This window comes from Rhodoferax aquaticus (assembly GCF_006974105.1).
Taxonomy (GTDB): Bacteria; Pseudomonadota; Gammaproteobacteria; order Burkholderiales; family Burkholderiaceae_C; genus Allorhodoferax; species Allorhodoferax aquaticus_A.
Window position 1 is genome coordinate 2,135,499 of the sequence record NZ_CP036282.1, and the last position, 17,637, is coordinate 2,153,135.

Annotated in this window: 14 protein-coding genes; 8 read left to right on the forward strand and 6 right to left on the reverse strand. The window is 59.0% G+C overall.

Annotated features, from left to right (window positions below; all coding sequences use genetic code 11):
- Positions 1-123 precede the first annotated feature (123 nt).
- Positions 124-1,095 carry a LysR family transcriptional regulator gene (locus tag EXZ61_RS09950; protein WP_178084849.1) on the reverse strand — a complete coding sequence of 324 codons (972 nt, stop codon included), beginning with the start codon at positions 1,093-1,095 and terminating at the stop codon, positions 124-126.
- Between the two features lie 148 nt (positions 1,096-1,243).
- Between EXZ61_RS09950 and EXZ61_RS09955 the strand changes: the two genes are divergently transcribed.
- Entirely contained in the window at positions 1,244-2,266 is a 1,023-nt protein-coding gene (locus tag EXZ61_RS09955) for a zinc-binding alcohol dehydrogenase family protein (protein ID WP_142811406.1), read from the forward strand.
- Between the two features lie 30 nt (positions 2,267-2,296).
- Here EXZ61_RS09955 and EXZ61_RS09960 read toward each other — a convergent pair whose 3' ends face one another.
- Complete coding sequence (locus EXZ61_RS09960) at positions 2,297-3,265, reverse strand: bile acid:sodium symporter family protein (RefSeq protein ID WP_142811408.1); 969 nt, start codon at positions 3,263-3,265, stop codon at positions 2,297-2,299.
- A gap of 306 nt (positions 3,266-3,571) precedes the next feature.
- Here EXZ61_RS09960 and EXZ61_RS09965 point away from each other — a divergent pair, with 306 nt between their 5' ends.
- The 6 genes from EXZ61_RS09965 to EXZ61_RS09990 all read left to right on the forward strand — a co-directional run bounded on the left by EXZ61_RS09965 (position 3,572) and on the right by EXZ61_RS09990 (position 12,517).
- On the forward strand, positions 3,572-4,279 hold the full coding sequence (locus tag EXZ61_RS09965; protein ID WP_142811411.1) for a hypothetical protein: 708 nt from the start codon (positions 3,572-3,574) through the stop codon (positions 4,277-4,279).
- A 381-nt stretch (positions 4,280-4,660) separates the two neighbouring features.
- A complete protein-coding gene (locus EXZ61_RS09970; protein WP_142811413.1) occupies positions 4,661-5,389 on the forward strand; it encodes a substrate-binding periplasmic protein in 729 nt (242 codons plus the stop codon).
- Between the two features lie 199 nt (positions 5,390-5,588).
- The gene (locus EXZ61_RS09975) at positions 5,589-7,007 is read left to right on the forward strand and encodes a hypothetical protein (RefSeq protein ID WP_237219142.1); all 1,419 of its coding nucleotides are present in this window, start codon (positions 5,589-5,591) and stop codon (positions 7,005-7,007) included.
- Positions 7,004-7,702 carry a hypothetical protein gene (locus EXZ61_RS09980; protein WP_142811415.1) on the forward strand — a complete coding sequence of 233 codons (699 nt, stop codon included), beginning with the start codon at positions 7,004-7,006 and terminating at the stop codon, positions 7,700-7,702. The genes EXZ61_RS09975 and EXZ61_RS09980 overlap by 4 nt, the downstream gene beginning before the upstream one ends.
- Before the next feature lie 5 nt (positions 7,703-7,707).
- Positions 7,708-10,539 carry an ATP-binding protein gene (locus EXZ61_RS09985; RefSeq protein WP_142811417.1) on the forward strand — a complete coding sequence of 944 codons (2,832 nt, stop codon included), beginning with the start codon at positions 7,708-7,710 and terminating at the stop codon, positions 10,537-10,539.
- Positions 10,540-10,687: 148 nt separating this feature from the next.
- Complete coding sequence (locus EXZ61_RS09990) at positions 10,688-12,517, forward strand: ABC transporter ATP-binding protein (protein WP_142811419.1); 1,830 nt, start codon at positions 10,688-10,690, stop codon at positions 12,515-12,517.
- Positions 12,518-12,524: 7 nt separating this feature from the next.
- Here the strand turns inward: EXZ61_RS09990 and EXZ61_RS09995 are convergent, their stop codons facing one another.
- The 4 genes from EXZ61_RS09995 to EXZ61_RS10010 are packed head-to-tail and all read right to left on the reverse strand — an operon-like array spanning position 12,525 to position 16,564.
- Positions 12,525-12,971: an acyl-CoA thioesterase gene (locus tag EXZ61_RS09995; RefSeq protein WP_142811421.1), complete on the reverse strand. Its 447-nt coding sequence runs from the start codon at positions 12,969-12,971 to the stop codon at positions 12,525-12,527.
- A 9-nt stretch (positions 12,972-12,980) separates the two neighbouring features.
- A complete protein-coding gene (locus EXZ61_RS10000) occupies positions 12,981-14,129 on the reverse strand; it encodes an iron-containing alcohol dehydrogenase (RefSeq protein ID WP_142811423.1) in 1,149 nt (382 codons plus the stop codon).
- A gap of 43 nt (positions 14,130-14,172) precedes the next feature.
- The gene (locus EXZ61_RS10005; RefSeq protein WP_142811425.1) at positions 14,173-15,951 is read right to left on the reverse strand and encodes an ATP-binding response regulator; all 1,779 of its coding nucleotides are present in this window, start codon (positions 15,949-15,951) and stop codon (positions 14,173-14,175) included.
- Positions 15,944-16,564, reverse strand: a complete 621-nt coding sequence (locus EXZ61_RS10010) for a response regulator (protein ID WP_142811427.1) — start codon at positions 16,562-16,564, stop codon at positions 15,944-15,946. Before EXZ61_RS10010 ends, EXZ61_RS10005 begins: the two co-directional genes overlap by 8 nt.
- A gap of 173 nt (positions 16,565-16,737) precedes the next feature.
- Between EXZ61_RS10010 and EXZ61_RS10015 the strand changes: the two genes are divergently transcribed.
- Positions 16,738-17,565, forward strand: coding sequence for a SapC family protein (locus EXZ61_RS10015; protein WP_142811429.1), 828 nt, complete (start codon positions 16,738-16,740; stop codon positions 17,563-17,565).
- Positions 17,566-17,637: the final 72 nt, after the last annotated feature.

Below are 17,637 nucleotides of genomic sequence, written 5' to 3' on the forward strand. Positions count from 1 at the left end.
AAAGTCTAGGAATCTAAACTCGCTTGCTGGCATGCAATGCCTCGGCGACATTCTAGGTAACAGCTGCACCAGTAAGGCCTCTTCCAAAGGTTAAACCGTATCAGATGTGGTGACTTTGGAGAGTCATTGCCCATGCCGGGAGCGGGGTGTTTTCTCAGCGATGAACGGACGCTGTGAGGGCTTGTTGTGGGTTGGGGGAGTCGGTAACGCTGCGCAAGCCGCTGCCACAAACTCGCGCAGCAGTCGCAGGCCGGGCGTGAGCTGGCGGCGGTCGGGCAGCACCATGTAGAGCGGGGTAGGCTCGGTGTTCCATCCGGGGCACAGAACATGCAAGCGTCCTTGGGTGACGTCTTGCGCCACGTCTACCCACGCCTTGTAAGCAATGCCCCGCCCAGCCACTGCCCAGCGGCGCACCACATCGCCGTCGTTGCCGACATGGCCGCCTTGCACGGGCACGGTCAGGGCTTGTCCGTTACGGCTAAACGTCCAGCGGTCGTTAAGTTCTTCCCCCAGCATAAAGCACAAGCAGTCGTGCTTTGCCAGTTCTTCTGGCGCGCTAGGTGCCCCGTGGGCTTCTAGGTAGCTGGCGGAGGCTACAAGCACTCGTTGGCAATCGGGAGCCACAGGTAGGGCCACCAGGCTGGAGTCCCGCGGCTTGCCGTAGCGAAAGGCGGCGTCCACCGGCTCGCTAAACATATTGGCCATGCGATCAGACAAGGTGAGTCGGTAGCGCAACTGGGGATGCAATGCCTGAAAGTCGTCCAGCCAAGGAAGAAGCACATTGCGCCCCAAATCCGACGAGGCAGCAAGACGCAAGACGCCTTGCACTTGGTGTCTGCCAGTGCTCAGTGCTTGCATGCCTTCGCCGAGTGTAGACAGGGCAAGGCGCGCATGCTCCAAGAAAACAGCGCCTTCAGGCGTTAAACGCAAGCTACGGGTAGAGCGCACCAAGAGGGGCGTGGCCAGCTCAAGCTCTAGGCGCTTTAAGGCAGCGCTGGCGGCCGCCGGGGTCATGTCCAAGGCACGGGCGGTGGCAGACAGGCTGCCGGTGTCTACCGTGCGCACAAAGATGTCGAGGTCTTGCAATGCCTTCATTTTCAAATTCTATTTGAAGGTGGATTTAATTCAATGCCTATTTTTCTCTTGAGCAATCAAGCGCAAGATTGCGGCCTAGCGACACAGAACCTCTTTCGCAGTGCATGTGCCGACCGTTTAAACCCTCTTTATTGCTCAGGAAGCTCTTATGAAAGCCATTGGTTACACCCAAGCCCATCTGTTAAATGCAAGCCAAGGCCTGCAAGACATCACGCTGCCCGACCCGGTGCCCACCGGGCATGACCTGCTGGTGGAAGTGCATGCCGTGTCTATGAACCCAGTGGATGCCAAAGTGCGTGCGAGCTCGTCAGCCGCTGCGGGCGAGGACTTCAAAGTGCTGGGCTATGACGCAAGCGGCGTGGTGCGGGCCGTAGGCCCCGAAGTAACTCTGTTTCGCCCCGGTGACCGCGTGTACTACGCAGGTGCGATTCAGCGCCCCGGCACCAACAGCGAACTGCACCTTGTGGACGAGCGCATCGTGGGTCACATGCCAAAAAGCTTGGGCTTTGCCCAAGCTGCTGCATTGCCTTTGACCAGCATTACGGCGTGGGAGCTGCTGTTTGACCGCCTGGGCGTCGTGCCAGGTAAAAAGCCTGGTGGCAAATCGCTATTGGTGATTGGCGCGGCTGGTGGAGTGGGCTCCATCCTGGTGCAACTGGCGCGACGCTTAACTGGGCTGACCATCATTGGTACCGCATCGCGCCCTGAAACCCAAGCGTGGGTGAAAGAGTTGGGTGCTCACCACGTAATTGACCACAGCCAGCCACTCACCAAGGGCTTGGCAGCGATTGGAATGCCGCAAGTAGAGATGGTGATCAGCCTGACCCACACCGAAGACCACTTGGCAGACATTTTGGAAGTGCTGGCGCCCCAAGGGCAGTTTGCTTTGATTGACGACATGCCCACCTTAGACGTGATGCCCTTCAAACGCAAAGCTTTGTCGGTGCATTGGGAGATGATGTTTACTCGGCCCTTGTACAACACGCCCGACATGATCGCGCAGCACCACATGCTCAACGAAGTCGCGCAAATGGTGGACGCGGGCTTGGTGCGCACCACCTTGGCCGAGCACTACGGCACGATCAACGCGGCGAATGCGCAGCGCGCCCACGCCCTCGTGGAGTCTGGCACGGCACGGGGCAAGGTGGTGTTGGAAGGCTGGGGCAATTAAGCTGCTTTGAGCCTGCAGCGCGCTAAGACCTTAGTCCGCGCGCTGCCCATAGCGCTGGGCGATGACCGCGCACACCATGAGCTGGATCTGATGAAAAATCATCAGCGGCAAGATCATCATGCCTACGGCTGGCGCTGCAAAAAGCACCTTGGCCATGGGCACGCCACTGGCCATGCTTTTCTTGGAGCCGCAAAACACGATGGTGATTTCGTCCTCCTTGCTAAACCCCAGCTTGCGGCTACCCCAGGTGGTGATGAAAAGGACGATGGCGAGCAACACACAGCAGGCCACCATCAGGGCCAGCAGCATAGGTGCAGGCACTTTGCTCCACAGGCCTTCGACAACCGCCGCACTGAACGCGGTGTACACCACCAGCAGGATGGAGCTTTGGTCCACCATTTTCAGGGTGCTGGCATGGCGCTGCACAAAGCCCCCCACCCAAGGTTGCAATAGCTGGCCCGCCGCGAAAGGGAGTAGCAGTTGCTCCATGATGTGAATCACGGCATCTAGCGCTCCGCCGCCAGACACTCCACCGGGCACCACCAGCCAACTCACCACCAAGGGCGTGATGAACACGCCGATCAGGCTGGATGCTGAAGCGCTGCAAACAGCAGCCGCCACATTGCCGCGGGCCATGGCGGTGAAGGCGATGGCAGACTGCACGGTGGCTGGCAAGGTGCACAAAAACAGCATGCCCACCGCCAGCTCAGGGCTCAACGACCAGGTAAACACGGGCTTGAGAAGCAAGCCCAGCACGGGAAACAGCCCAAAAGTAAACGCCAGCACGAGCAGGTGCAAGCGCCAGTGACTGAGGCCCGCCACCACATTGGCCCGTGACAGCTTGGCACCATGCATGAAAAACAAGAGTGCGATGGCCGCAGTGGTCAGTACATCAAAGGCGTGCGCAGCGGCTCCTTGCAAGGGCCAGAGGGAGGCTAGGCCCACCACCGCTAACAGGGCAAGCGTGAAATTGTCAGGGAGAAAGCGTGGGCGCTGCATCAAAAACCTCGTCAAGGTGAAGAGTGGCAAGCATACCTGCGCGCGCGGGTTGGGCTCGTCTCTCAGGTGCTAGTTCGGTGTGAGGTCTTGGGCTTACCTGTTACAAATGCAAACACTCTGGGCGTTCTGCTCTATGTCATCATTCGCGTCGAAGCGTGGGTAGGTGCAGGGTGTTCTTATGGAAGTCCTTGAATCACGAAACTAGTTGAGGTACGCCGCGCTAAGCGGCGTTTTCGTTGGAAGCAACATACAGGCTGGCATGGCACTACAAAGTGCTTGGCCGTTGGCAGACATTGGGATTCGGGAATGATCATTTGGGGGCGTAAGACCGTCGTCCGTGAACTCGGCTTTGTGGCCGACTTTTGCCCAGTGTGCGCGAGGGTTCGGCAGTTCACGGTTCAACGCATAGGCATGGCTGGGCATATCTACTACATCACCGTGGGAGATGGTGATTTGGTGGAGTACCACCGCACCTGCATGGCATGTAAAGTGACTTTGCTTGCAGATCCCAACCGATACGCGACGCTTGCCAAGCGCCCTGACACGACTGCAGTCCTGGTCAAGCAAACGTTTCCCGACTTTGAAGAGGCCAACAGAGACCGCTTGGCCCTAGAGGTCGCTATTCGTGCGGATCCCCATGCCTTGTCCGCCCAAGACCGCCAAGCCTTAATCATGCAGCCATTCACGCTGTTGGCCGGCCGTGTGACGGAGCGCTTTGCCCAAGTGCACTTCAGCTCCACCGCCGGTTTCATGCAGCGCGAAGTGATAGCCGTCTTGGCCAAAGCCTTGCATAGGTTGCAGCCCAGTGAACAAGAACTCAAAGCTTGCCTGGTCAAACTGGTGCAATTGAAAGAGCCCATAGGCTCAAGAGTCAAACTGCCAGATTTGGTGGCGGAGATTAAGCGCCGCGATACTCTCAAAGAGCGGCGCAAACTCAAAGAGGGCACTGTCCAAGACCGCCGCGATCAGCGTCCTGCACCTATACGTCGCAGTAACAACGACTTGAGCACGTAGCGCCGCAGGCGCTGCTGAGCTACCCGCTGCACACACCCCTGCCGCCATTCGTTCGGTGGGGCGTTTGATTCGCACCTCCGCCGTGCTGGCGGCCATCGGGGGTTTTTTGCAAGCATCGGCCTGCTGTTGCCGTGGCTCAATGAAAGCGCTGCCTTGCCGGTGAGCATCTTGCTTGTCTTGGTCGTGTTACTGCTTGTCCCCATGGGCACGGTGCTGGGCGGCTACATTGTTTGGAATCTTCATTCGCACTTGCGAGACGACGCCCTGGGCTAGCGTGCCGGTCTTGCGTAAGTCTGCCTATTCGCTCCAAAATGCTTGCAGCCACGCTCCCTACGCAAGAGGGCGTTATCGCTGAGGATTGCTTTTGCGAAGGGGGGGCGGATGAAACGCTGTTGGGTCGGTTTAGTCTTGTGGGCTGGTGCCATGGCTTTGCAGGCTGCGGAAACAGTGCGTGTTGTGTCGCCCGAATACCTTGGCTATATTGACAAAGCAGGCCGAGGCTACTACGCAGACCTGTTGTTCAAGGTTTATCCGCCCCCACGGTTCAAGGTAGTGATCGAGATCGTGCCATTCCAACGCGCCCAGTCTATGGTGTCTGTTGGGCAAGCTGAGATTGTTCCCAGCACGAACAAGCAACCCGGTCTGCGGATGCTTTTGTCCGAGCAGGTTATCGATATGGACGTGGTAGATGCCGCTGTACTGCCGACCAAGTTCCCCGCGTGGAATGGGGAGCAGTCGCTAGCCAAGCAACGCGTTGGTGCGCTTATAGGCTATAGGTTTGACGAGTACACCCAAGTCCATATGGTCTACGACGAAAAATCTAGCCTTGGTGGCATGTTGCACATGCTGCATGCCGATCGCTTGGATGTGGTGTTGGACTACCGTGTGGACATGCAAACCCTGATCAGTGCTGATCCTGGGTTGCAGGGCATTGAGATCAAGCATGCCGTGTTCAGACGCCCGCTGCGCTTTGGGTTCAGCCCAAGTCCCCGTGGCAAGGAGCTGCGCGCATGGTTTGATGCGGAGGTCCAAAAGCTCAAAGCCAATGGGGAGCTGCGGCGCATGATGCAGCGCTACCCCAGGGTGTGGCCACAGGCTTATCCTGAGTGAGCTCACGGTTGCGCTAAGAGGGCAGTTAGTTTCGGCGATTGGCATAGCGCTGGCACCGTTAAAATCACGCCATGGGCCACATTGGCTCCTTTCAACCCAGCCAGCGCGGCTCGCGCTAGCCTCATCGGTATTTGATCTCCCCACCTATGTGTTTTTTGAATGTGTGTCGCTGCATCCCTTGGCGTAAGGTGCTAGAGCTTTGAGCGCGCAAGAGCTTCGCCCTGCTTTTGTGCAGGAGCCAGATTCAGCCTTGGCTGATTATTTCCGCGACCCCGACAGCGTGCTCGATTCGCCCGTTGCATGGCAACTTGACGCGAATGCCGCGCTGGTGGACGCCATGCGTTTGTTGTTTCAAGGGGCCAGCGGGCTGGTGCGCCTGCGACTTTGGATGTTGCTGGCTTTGGTGGGCCAAGGCAAAGCCTTTTTGACCCGAGAAGAGCTCGATCGCTTGTTCTATGCCGTGCGCAGCGAGGCCGTGGACAGTGTGCTCAAACGCTTTCGCGAGGCCAACTTGCTTACTTGGGATGACTCGGCCCGGCAGTACGGACTGACCCCATTGGCACAGCAGGTGGCCAGCATGCTGGGTGCCTTGGGTCAGAACCATGAAGATGAGCTGGCGGGCTTGCTAAGCCAAGTGGTGGGTGCGGACCAGCTCGGCACTTTGGAGGGCAACCAAGTGCATATGTTGCAAGCGCAGTTGGTGCGTTTGCACCACGAGTTTGCAGACGCCATTGCCAGTGGCTCCGAGTTCCGTTTGCGCGAAGCCCGTAAACGCTATGACCGTGCCTCACGCCTGATTGACAAAGCGTCTGACACCATCACCACCATCATCGGTAGTGCCAAAGGCCAACGCGCCATGGAGCAAGCGGCACGCGGGCTGGGGCAAGCCCAGTCCAAGCTTTTGGCCATGGCCAGCCAATTCAACCGGGCGCTACAGCAGGTCGACCGCCAGCGCGTGACTTTGGGGACCACGGGCATTACCAGCACCGACGTCAAGCGCTGGCTGCAGACCCAGCCTCGACTGGATAGTCTGCTGCACGATGCTTTGCACAGCCCCGTGGGTTTGGCAGCATTCGCACTGCATGAAATGCTGGACGTGGCCGAAGCCGAGTTTGAGCGTGACCGCCCCCAAGCCCAGCCAGTGGAAGCATTGCCGCAGTCCCAAACCGCACCAGAGGGCGATCTCACCGCGGTGGCCTTGCCTACAGAGTTAGGTGATTTATCAGCGCTGTTGGCACAGTGGGTGCGAGAAGATGCGCAGTACGAAGAACACATGCAGGCGCAAGCCGATGCACCCGCAAGCAGCCTGGAAGACCGTGAACAGCGTGCCTCCGAAACAGCGCCGCCAGTGCGCGCGGTGCATGCGGCTTTGGTAGGCCTTGCCGGTGCGGATGCGCGCTATGCCCAGGTGGCCTACAAAGCCCAGTTGCTTCCCTTGTTAGGTGATGCACAGGCCCAAGAGTTGCCAGGGGCTACCGGTGACCTGGCCCGCCAGCCGTGGCGCGTGCAGTGGAACAACACACTGAAGGCCGTCAAGCACCCAGCGGTTTCACACATCAGCGGCGGTACCTTGGTACCTGCGCCACTGAGTCCCCTACGTAAAGAAAAAAAACCATGAGTAGCATTGCCGAAGATGCAGCGACACTGATCGCTGAACTCCTATCCCGCAAATACCTAGCCCGCAGCCACCCACGGGTGAAAAAGGCACTGTCCGATGCTGAGCTGTTTGCCGCTATCGAGCAGCGGCTCGCCCAAGTGGGCTTGCGCTGGGTTGACAACGTATATGCCGACCATGTGAGCCTCACGCTCTTGCCCGCACCCTTAGCCACGGTCCTTGGGGAGGCAGGGCTAAATGCCAACAACAACCTCGATTTGCCGCGCGATGCCGTAGCCCTCTTGGTGGTGGTGTGGGCACTGATTATCTTGCCCAAGCGCGAGCGCCAAGCCAGCCGCGTGGAGCCAGACGCGCCGCAAAACGACATGTTTGCCGGCAGCAAACCCTTGCCTTCAGCACGCAGCGTGAGCCCAACCATCTCATACAAAGCTTTGCTGGAAGACTATGGCAACCAGCTGGGCAAACGTATTCGCCTGGATGCAAACCTTAAGCTCTTAGAGCGCCACGGCTTTATTGTTCGCTCGCAAGACGACATCAAAGAAGGCCCCTTGTTGGACGTGCTGCTGGACTACGACGTGTTGGCGCCGCGCATTCTCGATGGCGCACTGTCCGATGTGCTGGCCCTGGAGCAGGCGGCACAAGCTGCCGCCCCCGCGCAGCCCGACGATGCGGCTGCCCCTACAAACTTGAATGCCTGAGGCCTATGTTTCACCTACAAAATTTAGAGCTTGTGCACTGGGACTATTGCCAGCGCGTGAGCCTGCCACTGGATGCGTCCATCATCACCATCGCAGGGCCCAATGGTTCGGGCAAGACCACGCTCTTGGATGCCATGCGCACCTTGCTGGGCTTGAAATGCTCTGCGCCACGTGATTACAAAACCTATGCCCGCCACGCAGGGGCCCAAGTGGCTTGGCTGCGTGCCGTGGTGGACAACCGGCCCCACAACCGACAAACCTCAAGCCGCCCCTTTGCCCGCCAGCTGATCTATAGCGACCAAGTGACCCTGGCCTGCCGTATCGACCGCAACGGCGGCGATTGGGTGCGCCGCTACATGGTGGTGGAGGGCGATGTCAGCATTGAGCAATTGAGCGAGCGCCCCGATAAAGAGCTTCGTGCCATGGGCGTGGAGGCTTGGAACCGGGTGCTGTCTGATGCTGGTTTGTCGCCTGCCATTGCCAAGGTGCTGTCGTTAGAGCAGGGGCAGACCGACCGTTTGTGTGAGTACAGCCCGCGCGAACTCTTGCGCTTGGTGTTTGATGTGTTTGGCGACCAAGAGGTCTTGAACGACTACGACACGGCGCGCAACCACCAGCAGCAGCTCAGCCGCGAGATGCAGCAGGCCGAGAAAGAGCTAGACCACAGCAAGGCCCAACTCGCAGAGCTGCAAAACAAGGTCACCAACTACAAAAACTGGCAAAGCAAGGTGCAGGAGCGTGAGCGCTTGGCGACCGAGGTGCTGCCAGTGTTGGAATGGCATGGCCAGCGCCAAAAACTGCTGGAGCGCAGCCGTGAAACCCGTCGCCAGCGCCGCATCGGCAGCAGCGCCAAAGCAGAGCGTCAGCGCCAAAACGCCGAGCTACTGGCCATGCTGGAGAGCCGCCAAGGCGTGCAAGACCTAGAGGCGCGGTTGCTGACCGAGCGCGACGCCGCCAACGCGCAGCGTGAGGCCGCCCGCGACCTAGAGCGCCCACTGGAGGACTTGGCCAAGCGCGAGGCCGAGCTTTTGGCCTTGGTCGACAAAGAAAGCGACGCCCAGCAACTCAACACGCACATGCAGACGCTGCAGGCCCAAGCCCACCGTGTGGGTGAGTTGCAAAGCGATTTGCTATCAAAAAAGAAGCTGCTTGCGCAGTCCCTATCGGCGCTAGAGGGTCAAAAGGCCCCGCCACTGCCCGAAGAGGCGCGGCGTATGCGCCAGCGCCTGCAAAGCCAAGGCATCGCGCACCGTTTTGTGGCCGAGGTGGTCGAGGTGCAAGACGAACACTGGCGCGCCGCCATTGAAGGCGTGCTGCGCCCGCTGCGGTGGATGGTGCTGTTGGAACACCAAGACGACCTTGCGGCTGCCGATGCCACAGCATCCACCGAGCGGTACCGCCACTACATCGTGGCACCCGGCGACCTAGTGCCTGCGGGCGAGCCGCGCAGCTTGCTCGCACACATGCGCTTTGATGCCAAAGTGCCGCGTTGGTTGATCACGCAGCTGCAAAACCTGCGTTGTGTGGAAAGCCCTGCCGAAGGCCGTGCAGGCCAGGGTAACTGGATCACGCCGCAAGCCTATAGTTTTGACGGGCGTGGCGCCCGCAGTTTGTGGGTGGAGCCGCGCGACCATCAGTTTGGCGCGGCTGCGTTGCAAACCCAGCGTGACGCGTTGGAGCGTGACTTGCGCCGCTTAGAGGCTGAGTTAGCCCCGGTGACCCAAGAGGCCTTGGCTTTGAAGCGCCAGATTGAGGATTGCAAGCGTGCGCTGGCGGGCCACACAGCGGCCCAAGAGCTGGCCCAGCGCAGCGACGAGTTTGCGCAAGCCAAGCAAGCCTTGCCAGCCGCCAAACAAGCCCGCATCGCCGCTGCCGTGCTGTGGCAAAAGCTAGACAACGACTACAGCAAGGCCCAGCGCCAGCACCAACAGCTAGAGGCCGACTACCGCAGCCTAGAAAACCAACTGCGCCACAAAAACCAAGAGGCTGACCGCCTGGCGCAGGAGTTGCGCCAGCGCCGCCTGCAGCTCACCGTGGAGGTCGATGCCTCGCAAACACGCCGCCAGCAGATCAACCCTGCTTGGCGCACCGCTCAGGCCTTGCAAGCTTTGGTGGCCCGCTACACCAACGAAACCCAGGCACGCCTGCGCTTGGAAACCGTTGAGGGTGAACTAGGTTTTGACACCTGGGAAAAAGACGCCACCGTGGAAGAACGCTACCGCCGCATGGAAGCTACTGTGCGCGAGCAAGGCTTTAACCTTGACGACCACAAAGTCAAAAATGCCCAAGCGGGCACCGCCGTGCTCAATGCCCGCGAGAGCTATATCGAAGTGCTACGCAGCACCGTGCGCCGCTACCGCAACAACATCCAAGAGCTGGGTGCCTTGGCAGGGGTAGAAGTATCTGCCGACTTGCCCGCCTTGGAGAACGACGACACCGTCTTGGCGCAAGCAGGCCTCAAGGTGAACTTCAACTTCGATGGCAAAGGCACGATTGGCCTGAACGATGGCGAGGCCTCAGGGGGCCAGCAAGTCATCAAGTCGCTGATCTTGCTGGTGGGCCTGCTCAAAGATGAGGACAGTGCCTCCGGCGGATTTGTCTTCATTGACGAGCCGTTTGCCCACTTGGATGTGCGCAACATTCAGCTGGTCGGCCACTTCTTGCGCTCTACCCAAGCGCAATACGTGCTGACCACGCCGATTACGCACAACCTCGAGGTGTTTGAGCCCTCAGAGATCACCTTGGTGACCAGCAAAAAGCCACGCGAAAGCCGCTGGGCCCCGCCCATTGCGGTGGCCAAACGGCGGGGTAAGCCAGAGCTGCCCGCAGTGGGCTAACCAGTGGCAAGGTCAGCAATTTGGCTTGACGTGCCTAGCCATTGCTGGTTAAGTTGGCAATAAGGTCTTGTCCATGGGCGCTGACCTTTCACGACTAAAGTCCTGCGGTGCCTAGTGCACACGGGGACCATAAAAAAGGGAGTTTCGAGTGTTTAACTGGTTTGAAAAGCGGATTGACGTTTTTCCGTCGTATCTGTCGAAGACACCGCCGACAGGGTTTTTTGCGTTCTTGTGGTCTGCGAGCCGGGACATGCGGCCGTATGTACTGCTTATGACACTGTGTACGGCCTTTATTGGCGCTGCAGAAGCCTGGTTGTTTGCGCTGCTGTCAGACGTGGTGGACCGTTTAAGCCAGATCAGCCCAGCGCAACTGTGGGAAGGCAAGTCCACCGATGTCATGTGGCTGGTGGCCATCTTGGTGGCGAGTCCGTTTGCTACCGCACTGCAAACCCTCGTGAAGCACCAAACCTTGGCAGTGAACTTTGCGATGCGCCTGCGCTGGGACTTTCACCGCCTGATGCTGGGGCAAAGCATGGGCTTTTACCAAGATGAGTTTGCCGGGCGGGTGGCCACCAAGGTGATGCAAACTGCGCTGGCTGCGCGGGAGGTCTGGTTCATCGTGGCGGACATCTTGGTGTTCGTGGTCATCTACTTCGGCACCATCATTGCCGTGGCGGGTGGCTTTGCAGCCTACTTGTTGCTGCCGTTTCTGGGGTGGCTGACGCTCTATCTGTTGGCGCTTTGGTACTTTGTGCCGCGCCTGGGGGACACCGCCCAGCGCCAAGCCGATGCGCGCTCTTTGATGACCGGGCGCATAACCGATGCGTACACCAATATTGCAACGGTCAAGCTGTTCTCGCATGCCAACCGCGAGGCCAACTACGCCCGCAGTGCCATGCAAGACTTTATGGTGCCGGCCTCGCAGCAAATGCGATTGGTGAGCGCGTTTGAAGTCGTGAACCAGCTCTTGAGCGCCTTGCTCATTGGTGCCACCACCGGCATGACCTTGTGGCTGTGGCAGCGCGGTGATGTGGGCGTGGGGGCAGTGGCTGCGGCGACCGCCATGGCCATGCGGCTCAATGGCATTTCGCACTGGATCATGTGGGAAATGACCACCTTGTTTGAGCACGTGGGCACGGTGCAAGACGGTATCAACACCCTGTCGCGCGCCAATGCCGTCTTGGATGCGCCAAATGCCCAGCCTTTGGTGGTACCCAAGGGGGAAGTGCGTTTTGAGCAGGTGCAGTTTGGCTACGGCGGTGCCAAGGCCGTGGTGCAAGACTTCAACCTGACGATTCGCCCCGGCGAAAAGATAGGCTTGGTGGGGCGCTCGGGGGCTGGCAAGTCCACCATCGTGAACTTGCTGCTGCGCTTTTACGACATCCAGTCCGGCCAAATCTTGATTGACGGGCAGAACATCGCACACGCCAGCCAAGAGAGCTTGCGCCAGCACATTGGCATGGTCACGCAAGACACCTCCTTGTTGCACCGATCCGTGCGCGACAACATTGCCTATGGTCGGCCCGATGCAAGCGACGCCGAGATCATGGACGCCGCCCGTGGCGCACAGGCTGATGAGTTCATTGGCACCTTGGCCGACCTCAAAGGCCGCGTGGGCTTGGACGCGCATGTGGGCGAGCGTGGCGTCAAGCTCTCGGGCGGGCAGCGCCAGCGCATTGCCATTGCGCGTGTCATGCTCAAAAACGCGCCCATTTTGCTTTTGGACGAAGCGACCAGCGCTCTGGACTCTGAGGTGGAAGTGGCCATCCAAGCCAGCTTGTACCGTTTGATGGAAGGAAAAACCGTGGTGGCCATTGCGCACCGTTTGTCGACCATCGCGGCTATGGATAGGCTGGTGGTGATGGACCAAGGGCGCATCGTGGAGCAAGGCTCGCACGCCGAGTTGCTAAGCCAAGGCGGCTTGTACGCCCGGCTGTGGGAGCACCAAAGCGGCGGATTTTTGGGCGAAGAGATCTAGGCTGCCGCTAGTTGGGTGTTGTAGGGCTCGGCCGCACCAGGCCTTGCAGCACAGCGCGTGTGGCGTCCGGGATGGGGGTGGACGAGCCCGAACTGCGCTGCACATACACATGCACAAAATGGCCGTAGGCGGCGCAGGTGGCGTCGTCATTGCGAAACACGCCCAACTCATAGCGCACGCTGGAACCACCCAAACGCGCTACCCGCAGGCCTATATGCACCACATCCGGAAACGCCAAGGGCTGGTAGTAGGCGCAGCCGCTGTCCACCACAAAGGCCACGGTCTCGCCTGCATGGATGTCTAGCACGCCTTGCGTAATCAAAAAGCTGTTAACCGCGGTGTCAAAGTAGCTGTAATAGGTGACGTTGTTGACATGGCCGTAGATGTCGTTGTCCGACCAGCGGGTGGGCAGCGTGAGCACATGGGGAAAATCGGCACGGCGGGCGTCGCGCATAGAGGCTCCTTACAAAGCAGCTTGGTACAGGGCGAGGGCGTCTGCATACTGCACCTCGCGCGGGTTGTTGGTGAGCAAACGCTGCACGTTCATGGCGTCACTGGCAAGCGTTGGGAGGTCGTCTGCCCCAATGCCAGCCGCCCGCAGGTTGTGCGCGTAAGGCATGGCCTGCACGATGTTGCGCAGGCTGGCAATCAATGCCTGTGCGGCATCGTGTGCATCACCAGTTTCACCCAGCACCGCACGCCCTAGCTCGGCGTACTGCGCTTGTGCATGGCTCAGGTTGAATTCCAACACCGGCAGCAGCATCAGTGAGTTAGACAGGCCATGGGGCAGGTGAAAGCGCCCGCCCAATGGGTAGGCCAGTGCGTGCACCGCGCCCACGGGCGCATTGGCAAAGGCCATGCCCGCCATCAATGAGCCCAGCAGCATGTGCTCGCGCGCGTCGGCGTTGCGGTCATCGGAAACCACGGTGCGAATGTTGGCGTGCAGCAGCTGCAGCGCCTTGACGGCGTACAGGTCTGACATGGGGTTTTTCTTGTGCCGGCTGGTGAATGCCTCGATGGCGTGCACCATGGCGTCCACCCCCGTCATTGCGGTGATGGCGGGTGGCAGCCCCAGGGTGAGTTGGCTGTCCAGCACGGCCATGTCGGGGTAGAGCAGGGGAGACACCACGCCCTTTTTCTCTTGGCTCGGCGTGGTGAGGATGGCAATGGGGGTGACCTCAGAGCCCGTGCCCGCCGTGGTGGGGATTTGCACCAGCCCCAAGCGCGGGCCACGCGCCAAGCCTATGCCATAGATGTCGGCTAGTGCCTGTGGGCTGCGCGCCAGCAGTGCCACCAGCTTGGCCGTATCGAGCGAACTGCCGCCACCCATGCCCATGACCAATTGCGCACCACAATCGACGGCATGGCGCACGGCCTCTAGCACCACAGCTTCCGGCGGGTCTGCCAAGACCTTGCCGTGCACCACGGGCTCTAAGCCCGCACGCCGCAGCGCTGCCAAAGCGGGCTCCAACACGCCAGTCTTCAAGAGTCCGTCGTCGGTGACCACGAAGACGCGCCGGGCTTGGTAGCTTTGCAGCAACTCCGGCAAACGCAGTGCCGCACCTTGCTCACACACAATGCGGGGCGTGGTTTCGAAGCTGAAGGGGCTCATAGGTATTGATGTGCGAGGGAGGGTGCGAGGTGTGCAGTCGCCATTAGATTGACTGCGTGGAATTGCGCCAAGCCATCAGGTGGCTATGCAGTTCAACGGACGATACCGGCTTGTGCAACATGGGGATCGCGCTCGCCTTGGCTAGGCGTAAACGATCTGGACCGGTATCACCCGTCACAAGCAAGGCGTGTAGGCTCTGCCCAGCTGCAGTGCGCAGTGCTGCTATGGCATCCAGTCCTGTTTCACTATTGCGCAGACGATAGTCACTGATCACGCCGTCTGGCCTCCAAGTTGGCAGCAAGGATAGGGCCTCGTCCACCGACTCCACTGCCTCACACGCGCACCCCCAGTTTTCGAGCAATGACTTCATGGCGCTGCGCACTGCCTCGTTGTCATCGATTACCAGGACCTTAAGGTTTAGCTTTTCCCACATCAATGGCTGCCTCTGGGGCTGTCGCGTGGCCAGCGCCTCGGTTGTGGTGGGTAGATCAAACCCAAACACACTGCCCTTGCCAAGTCGAGACCTCAAATGCAAGGGGTGATTCAGGGTCTGCGCCAATCCTTGTGCAATAGCAAGGCCCAGTCCCAAACCTTTACGGTTGTCACGCTCCACGTTGCCCACTTGGAAGAACTCCTTGAACACCTTGGCTTGCATCCCCGGTGCGATGCCTATGCCTGTATCCCACACCTCAATACCAACCAGATTCGAGCGATAACGGCAGCCCACCAAAATGCCACCCTGGTCGGTGTAACGTATTGCGTTGCTCACTAAGTTGCGAAGCACCTGTTCCACCAGAACAGGGTCGGACCGCACGATGGCGCGCGTCTCGTGGGTGCGGTACACCAATCCTTTGGCATTGGCTTGGGCACCAAACTCGATTTCCATCTTGTTGAGCAGCGGTTGTAGGGCAAAACTGCTTTCCTGCAGCTCTACAACACCCGCATCTATGCGTGAAAAATCTAGCAAGGTGTTCAGCATCTCGGAGGAGGCGTTTGCTGAGGCCACTGCGTTGGTGATCAAACCACGCTGTGTGGCATCCAAGTTCGTGCGCTGCAGCACATCCAGAAACAAGCCCAGAGCGTGCACCGGTTGGCGCAGATCATGGCTGGCAGTGGCCAAGAACTTAGACTTTGCGGCATTGGCCTCTTCCGCTTGCTCTTGCGCCAAGACTGCGTTGTTTTTCTCGTTTTCGAGGGCGAGGAGCAGTGCCTTGTTTTCTAGCCTGAGCCTGATGTTGCGCTCTTGTGAATTGCGGTTGCTGCGTGCGTGACTCGCCACGGCGAGCAAGCCTATGGCCAACACAATGGCCAGAAGATAGTCGGGCTCTTGGCTGTAAGCAAACAGTTTGATTTGGAAGGTACCCAAGTAGCCAGTTGCAAATGCCCAAAATGCCTTGGGCGAGGGGGACAACATCGTTGACCCGGTGGCTGGCAAACCCGCGATCACGCAATACAGCGCCTGTGTCTGTAGGTTGCTGCCTTCTTGCAAGCACACCCAGACAAGTGAAGCCCAAGCGACCCCCATGACAAAGTGCAATATCGCTACCTGCAACTCGATCGACTGCAATGCTTCCTTGGCAGTTAGGTGGCTGAGGCTAAATCGTGCATGCCAATGGCAGGCCAAGCGCATAACTGCCGCGCACGCTGCGACAAAGACAACGGTAGCACCGTGCGGCGTGTTGGAAAACACCACGCCAAGGAACACCACGAGCGCCAACCCAGAGTAGAGAGAGCGCGCAATATTAGTTAAGAGCAGTCGCGTGAGTTCAGCGTGTACCTCGGGCGCAGCGGCGTCAGGCCCTAACGCATGCAGCTTAGTCAATTAGCCCTCCTCGCTTTGCAGCAAAGACAGCCTCGGTACGACTGGCAACCTGCAGCGTGCTCAAGAGGGCTTGCACATGGCCGCGTACGGTGTTTTCTGAGAGCTCCAACTGTTTGCCAATCGCCTTGTTGGGTAGACCTTGGGCGAGCAGGTTTAACACCTCTAGCTGACGCCCCGTAAGTTTTGAGCCACCCAAAGGTGCAAAGTTTGAAGAGGGCTGGGTTAGTGTTTTCTCAAGAACCGCCTCGCCGCTAAGCTGCTGCCTAATCACGGAAATCATGGCTGCAGGTTTTTCCATTTTGGATAGGAACGCAGACGCACCACGGGCCAAGGCTGTTTGGGCCACCTCGCTAGATGCGTTGCCCGACAGCATAACAATGGGAGAGTTTGGCCACTTGCGCTTGAGTATTGAAATGCACTCAAGACCGCTCAGGCCTTGTAGTTGCACATCCAGCAACACAACATCTGGGGTAGATAACTCCAGCTGCATGGCCTGCGCGAGGTCACCCGCCTCCACGATGTGCACACCAGGGAACTCGGCGGCCAGCACCAATGCAAGCCCTGCGCGAAACATCGCATGGTCGTCTATCAGCAGGAAATGATGAGCTTGCATGTAGATGGCTTACATCAGTAAAGACGCGCTAAAAATGCGCAAAAAACCACACCAGTCCAAATGGACTATAGGCGGACTGTGCCCCTGATCATACGATCCGCACCGTACTTAGTTTGAGTAGTCGTTTACTTGGCTACCAATGGATAAATTGGTTTTGTAGGGAGTAGAAAAAAATGACAACCATGCTGTTTTATCAATCTGTTAAAGCGCTCAATCGTGAGCAACACCGCAAGTTAAGGCTTTTGCAAAGGAGCCAACCATTTTCATTTGCCGCCAAAACTAACTCCGTGTTGGTGGCGTCGTCTGAGTTTGTCGAAGCCAGCCGCCACTACCCCTTGGTCTTTGTGGGGGCGGAAGGCGGCCCCTACTCAGCCGCGGCACTAGTCGGCCTGCGCGACCAAGAAAACTTGTTTGTGGAAGCAGACGGCGCCTGGGAAACCGATGCTTATGTACCCGCATTCGTGCGTCGCTACCCGTTTGTGCTGGCTGAAAATGGCAAGTCATTGACGGTTTGTGTGGACGAAACCTATGACGGCCTGGGCGAGACCGCAGGCTTGCCCTTGTTCAACGCGCAAGGCGAAGAGTCAGATTTTTTGAAAGAAGTGTTGGGCTTTTTGGAGGCCTTTCACGAAGACATGCAGCGCACGCACGCCTTTGCAGCCCGCTTGGCAGAGCTGGGCTTGTTGAGCGCTAAAACCATCACGCTGGAACAGCAAGGCGAGCAACAACAGCTCAATGGCCTGTGGGTGGTGGATGAAGACAAACTGCTCGCACTCAGCGACGCGCAAGTCGGCGAGCTGCACCGCAATGGCTATTTGGCCGCTATTCGGGCGCACCTGGTGTCGCTGCGCAATGTGGACCGCTTGGCGGTGAGGGTTGACGCACGGCGCGCGCTGGCACAGGCTGCTGACCAGCCAGTAGATGCCGTGCACGCCAACGCAGAGCCGCCAAAAGCCGCGCCACCTAAGCCGCCTGCCAAACCATCTGGCAAAAGCAAGTAAGCCATGTACTCCTAGACCACTTTCAAAAGGCTGCCTCTTCACCAAGGTGGCCTTTCTGACGTCTGGGGCCGG

Coding starts and splice junctions, on each gene's coding strand:
- EXZ61_RS09985 (WP_142811417.1), top strand. CDS start 7,708: ATGTTTCACCTACAAAATTTAGAGCTTGTGCACTGGGACTATTGCCAG.
- EXZ61_RS09955 (WP_142811406.1), top strand. CDS start 1,244: ATGAAAGCCATTGGTTACACCCAAGCCCATCTGTTAAATGCAAGCCAA.
- EXZ61_RS09950 (WP_178084849.1), bottom strand. CDS start 1,095: ATGAAGGCATTGCAAGACCTCGACATCTTTGTGCGCACGGTAGACACC.
- EXZ61_RS09970 (WP_142811413.1), top strand. CDS start 4,661: ATGAAACGCTGTTGGGTCGGTTTAGTCTTGTGGGCTGGTGCCATGGCT.
- EXZ61_RS10000 (WP_142811423.1), bottom strand. CDS start 14,129: ATGAGCCCCTTCAGCTTCGAAACCACGCCCCGCATTGTGTGTGAGCAA.
- EXZ61_RS09980 (WP_142811415.1), top strand. CDS start 7,004: ATGAGTAGCATTGCCGAAGATGCAGCGACACTGATCGCTGAACTCCTA.
- EXZ61_RS10010 (WP_142811427.1), bottom strand. CDS start 16,564: ATGCAAGCTCATCATTTCCTGCTGATAGACGACCATGCGATGTTTCGC.
- EXZ61_RS09965 (WP_142811411.1), top strand. CDS start 3,572: ATGATCATTTGGGGGCGTAAGACCGTCGTCCGTGAACTCGGCTTTGTG.
- EXZ61_RS10015 (WP_142811429.1), top strand. CDS start 16,738: ATGACAACCATGCTGTTTTATCAATCTGTTAAAGCGCTCAATCGTGAG.
- EXZ61_RS09960 (WP_142811408.1), bottom strand. CDS start 3,265: ATGCAGCGCCCACGCTTTCTCCCTGACAATTTCACGCTTGCCCTGTTA.
- EXZ61_RS09995 (WP_142811421.1), bottom strand. CDS start 12,971: ATGCGCGACGCCCGCCGTGCCGATTTTCCCCATGTGCTCACGCTGCCC.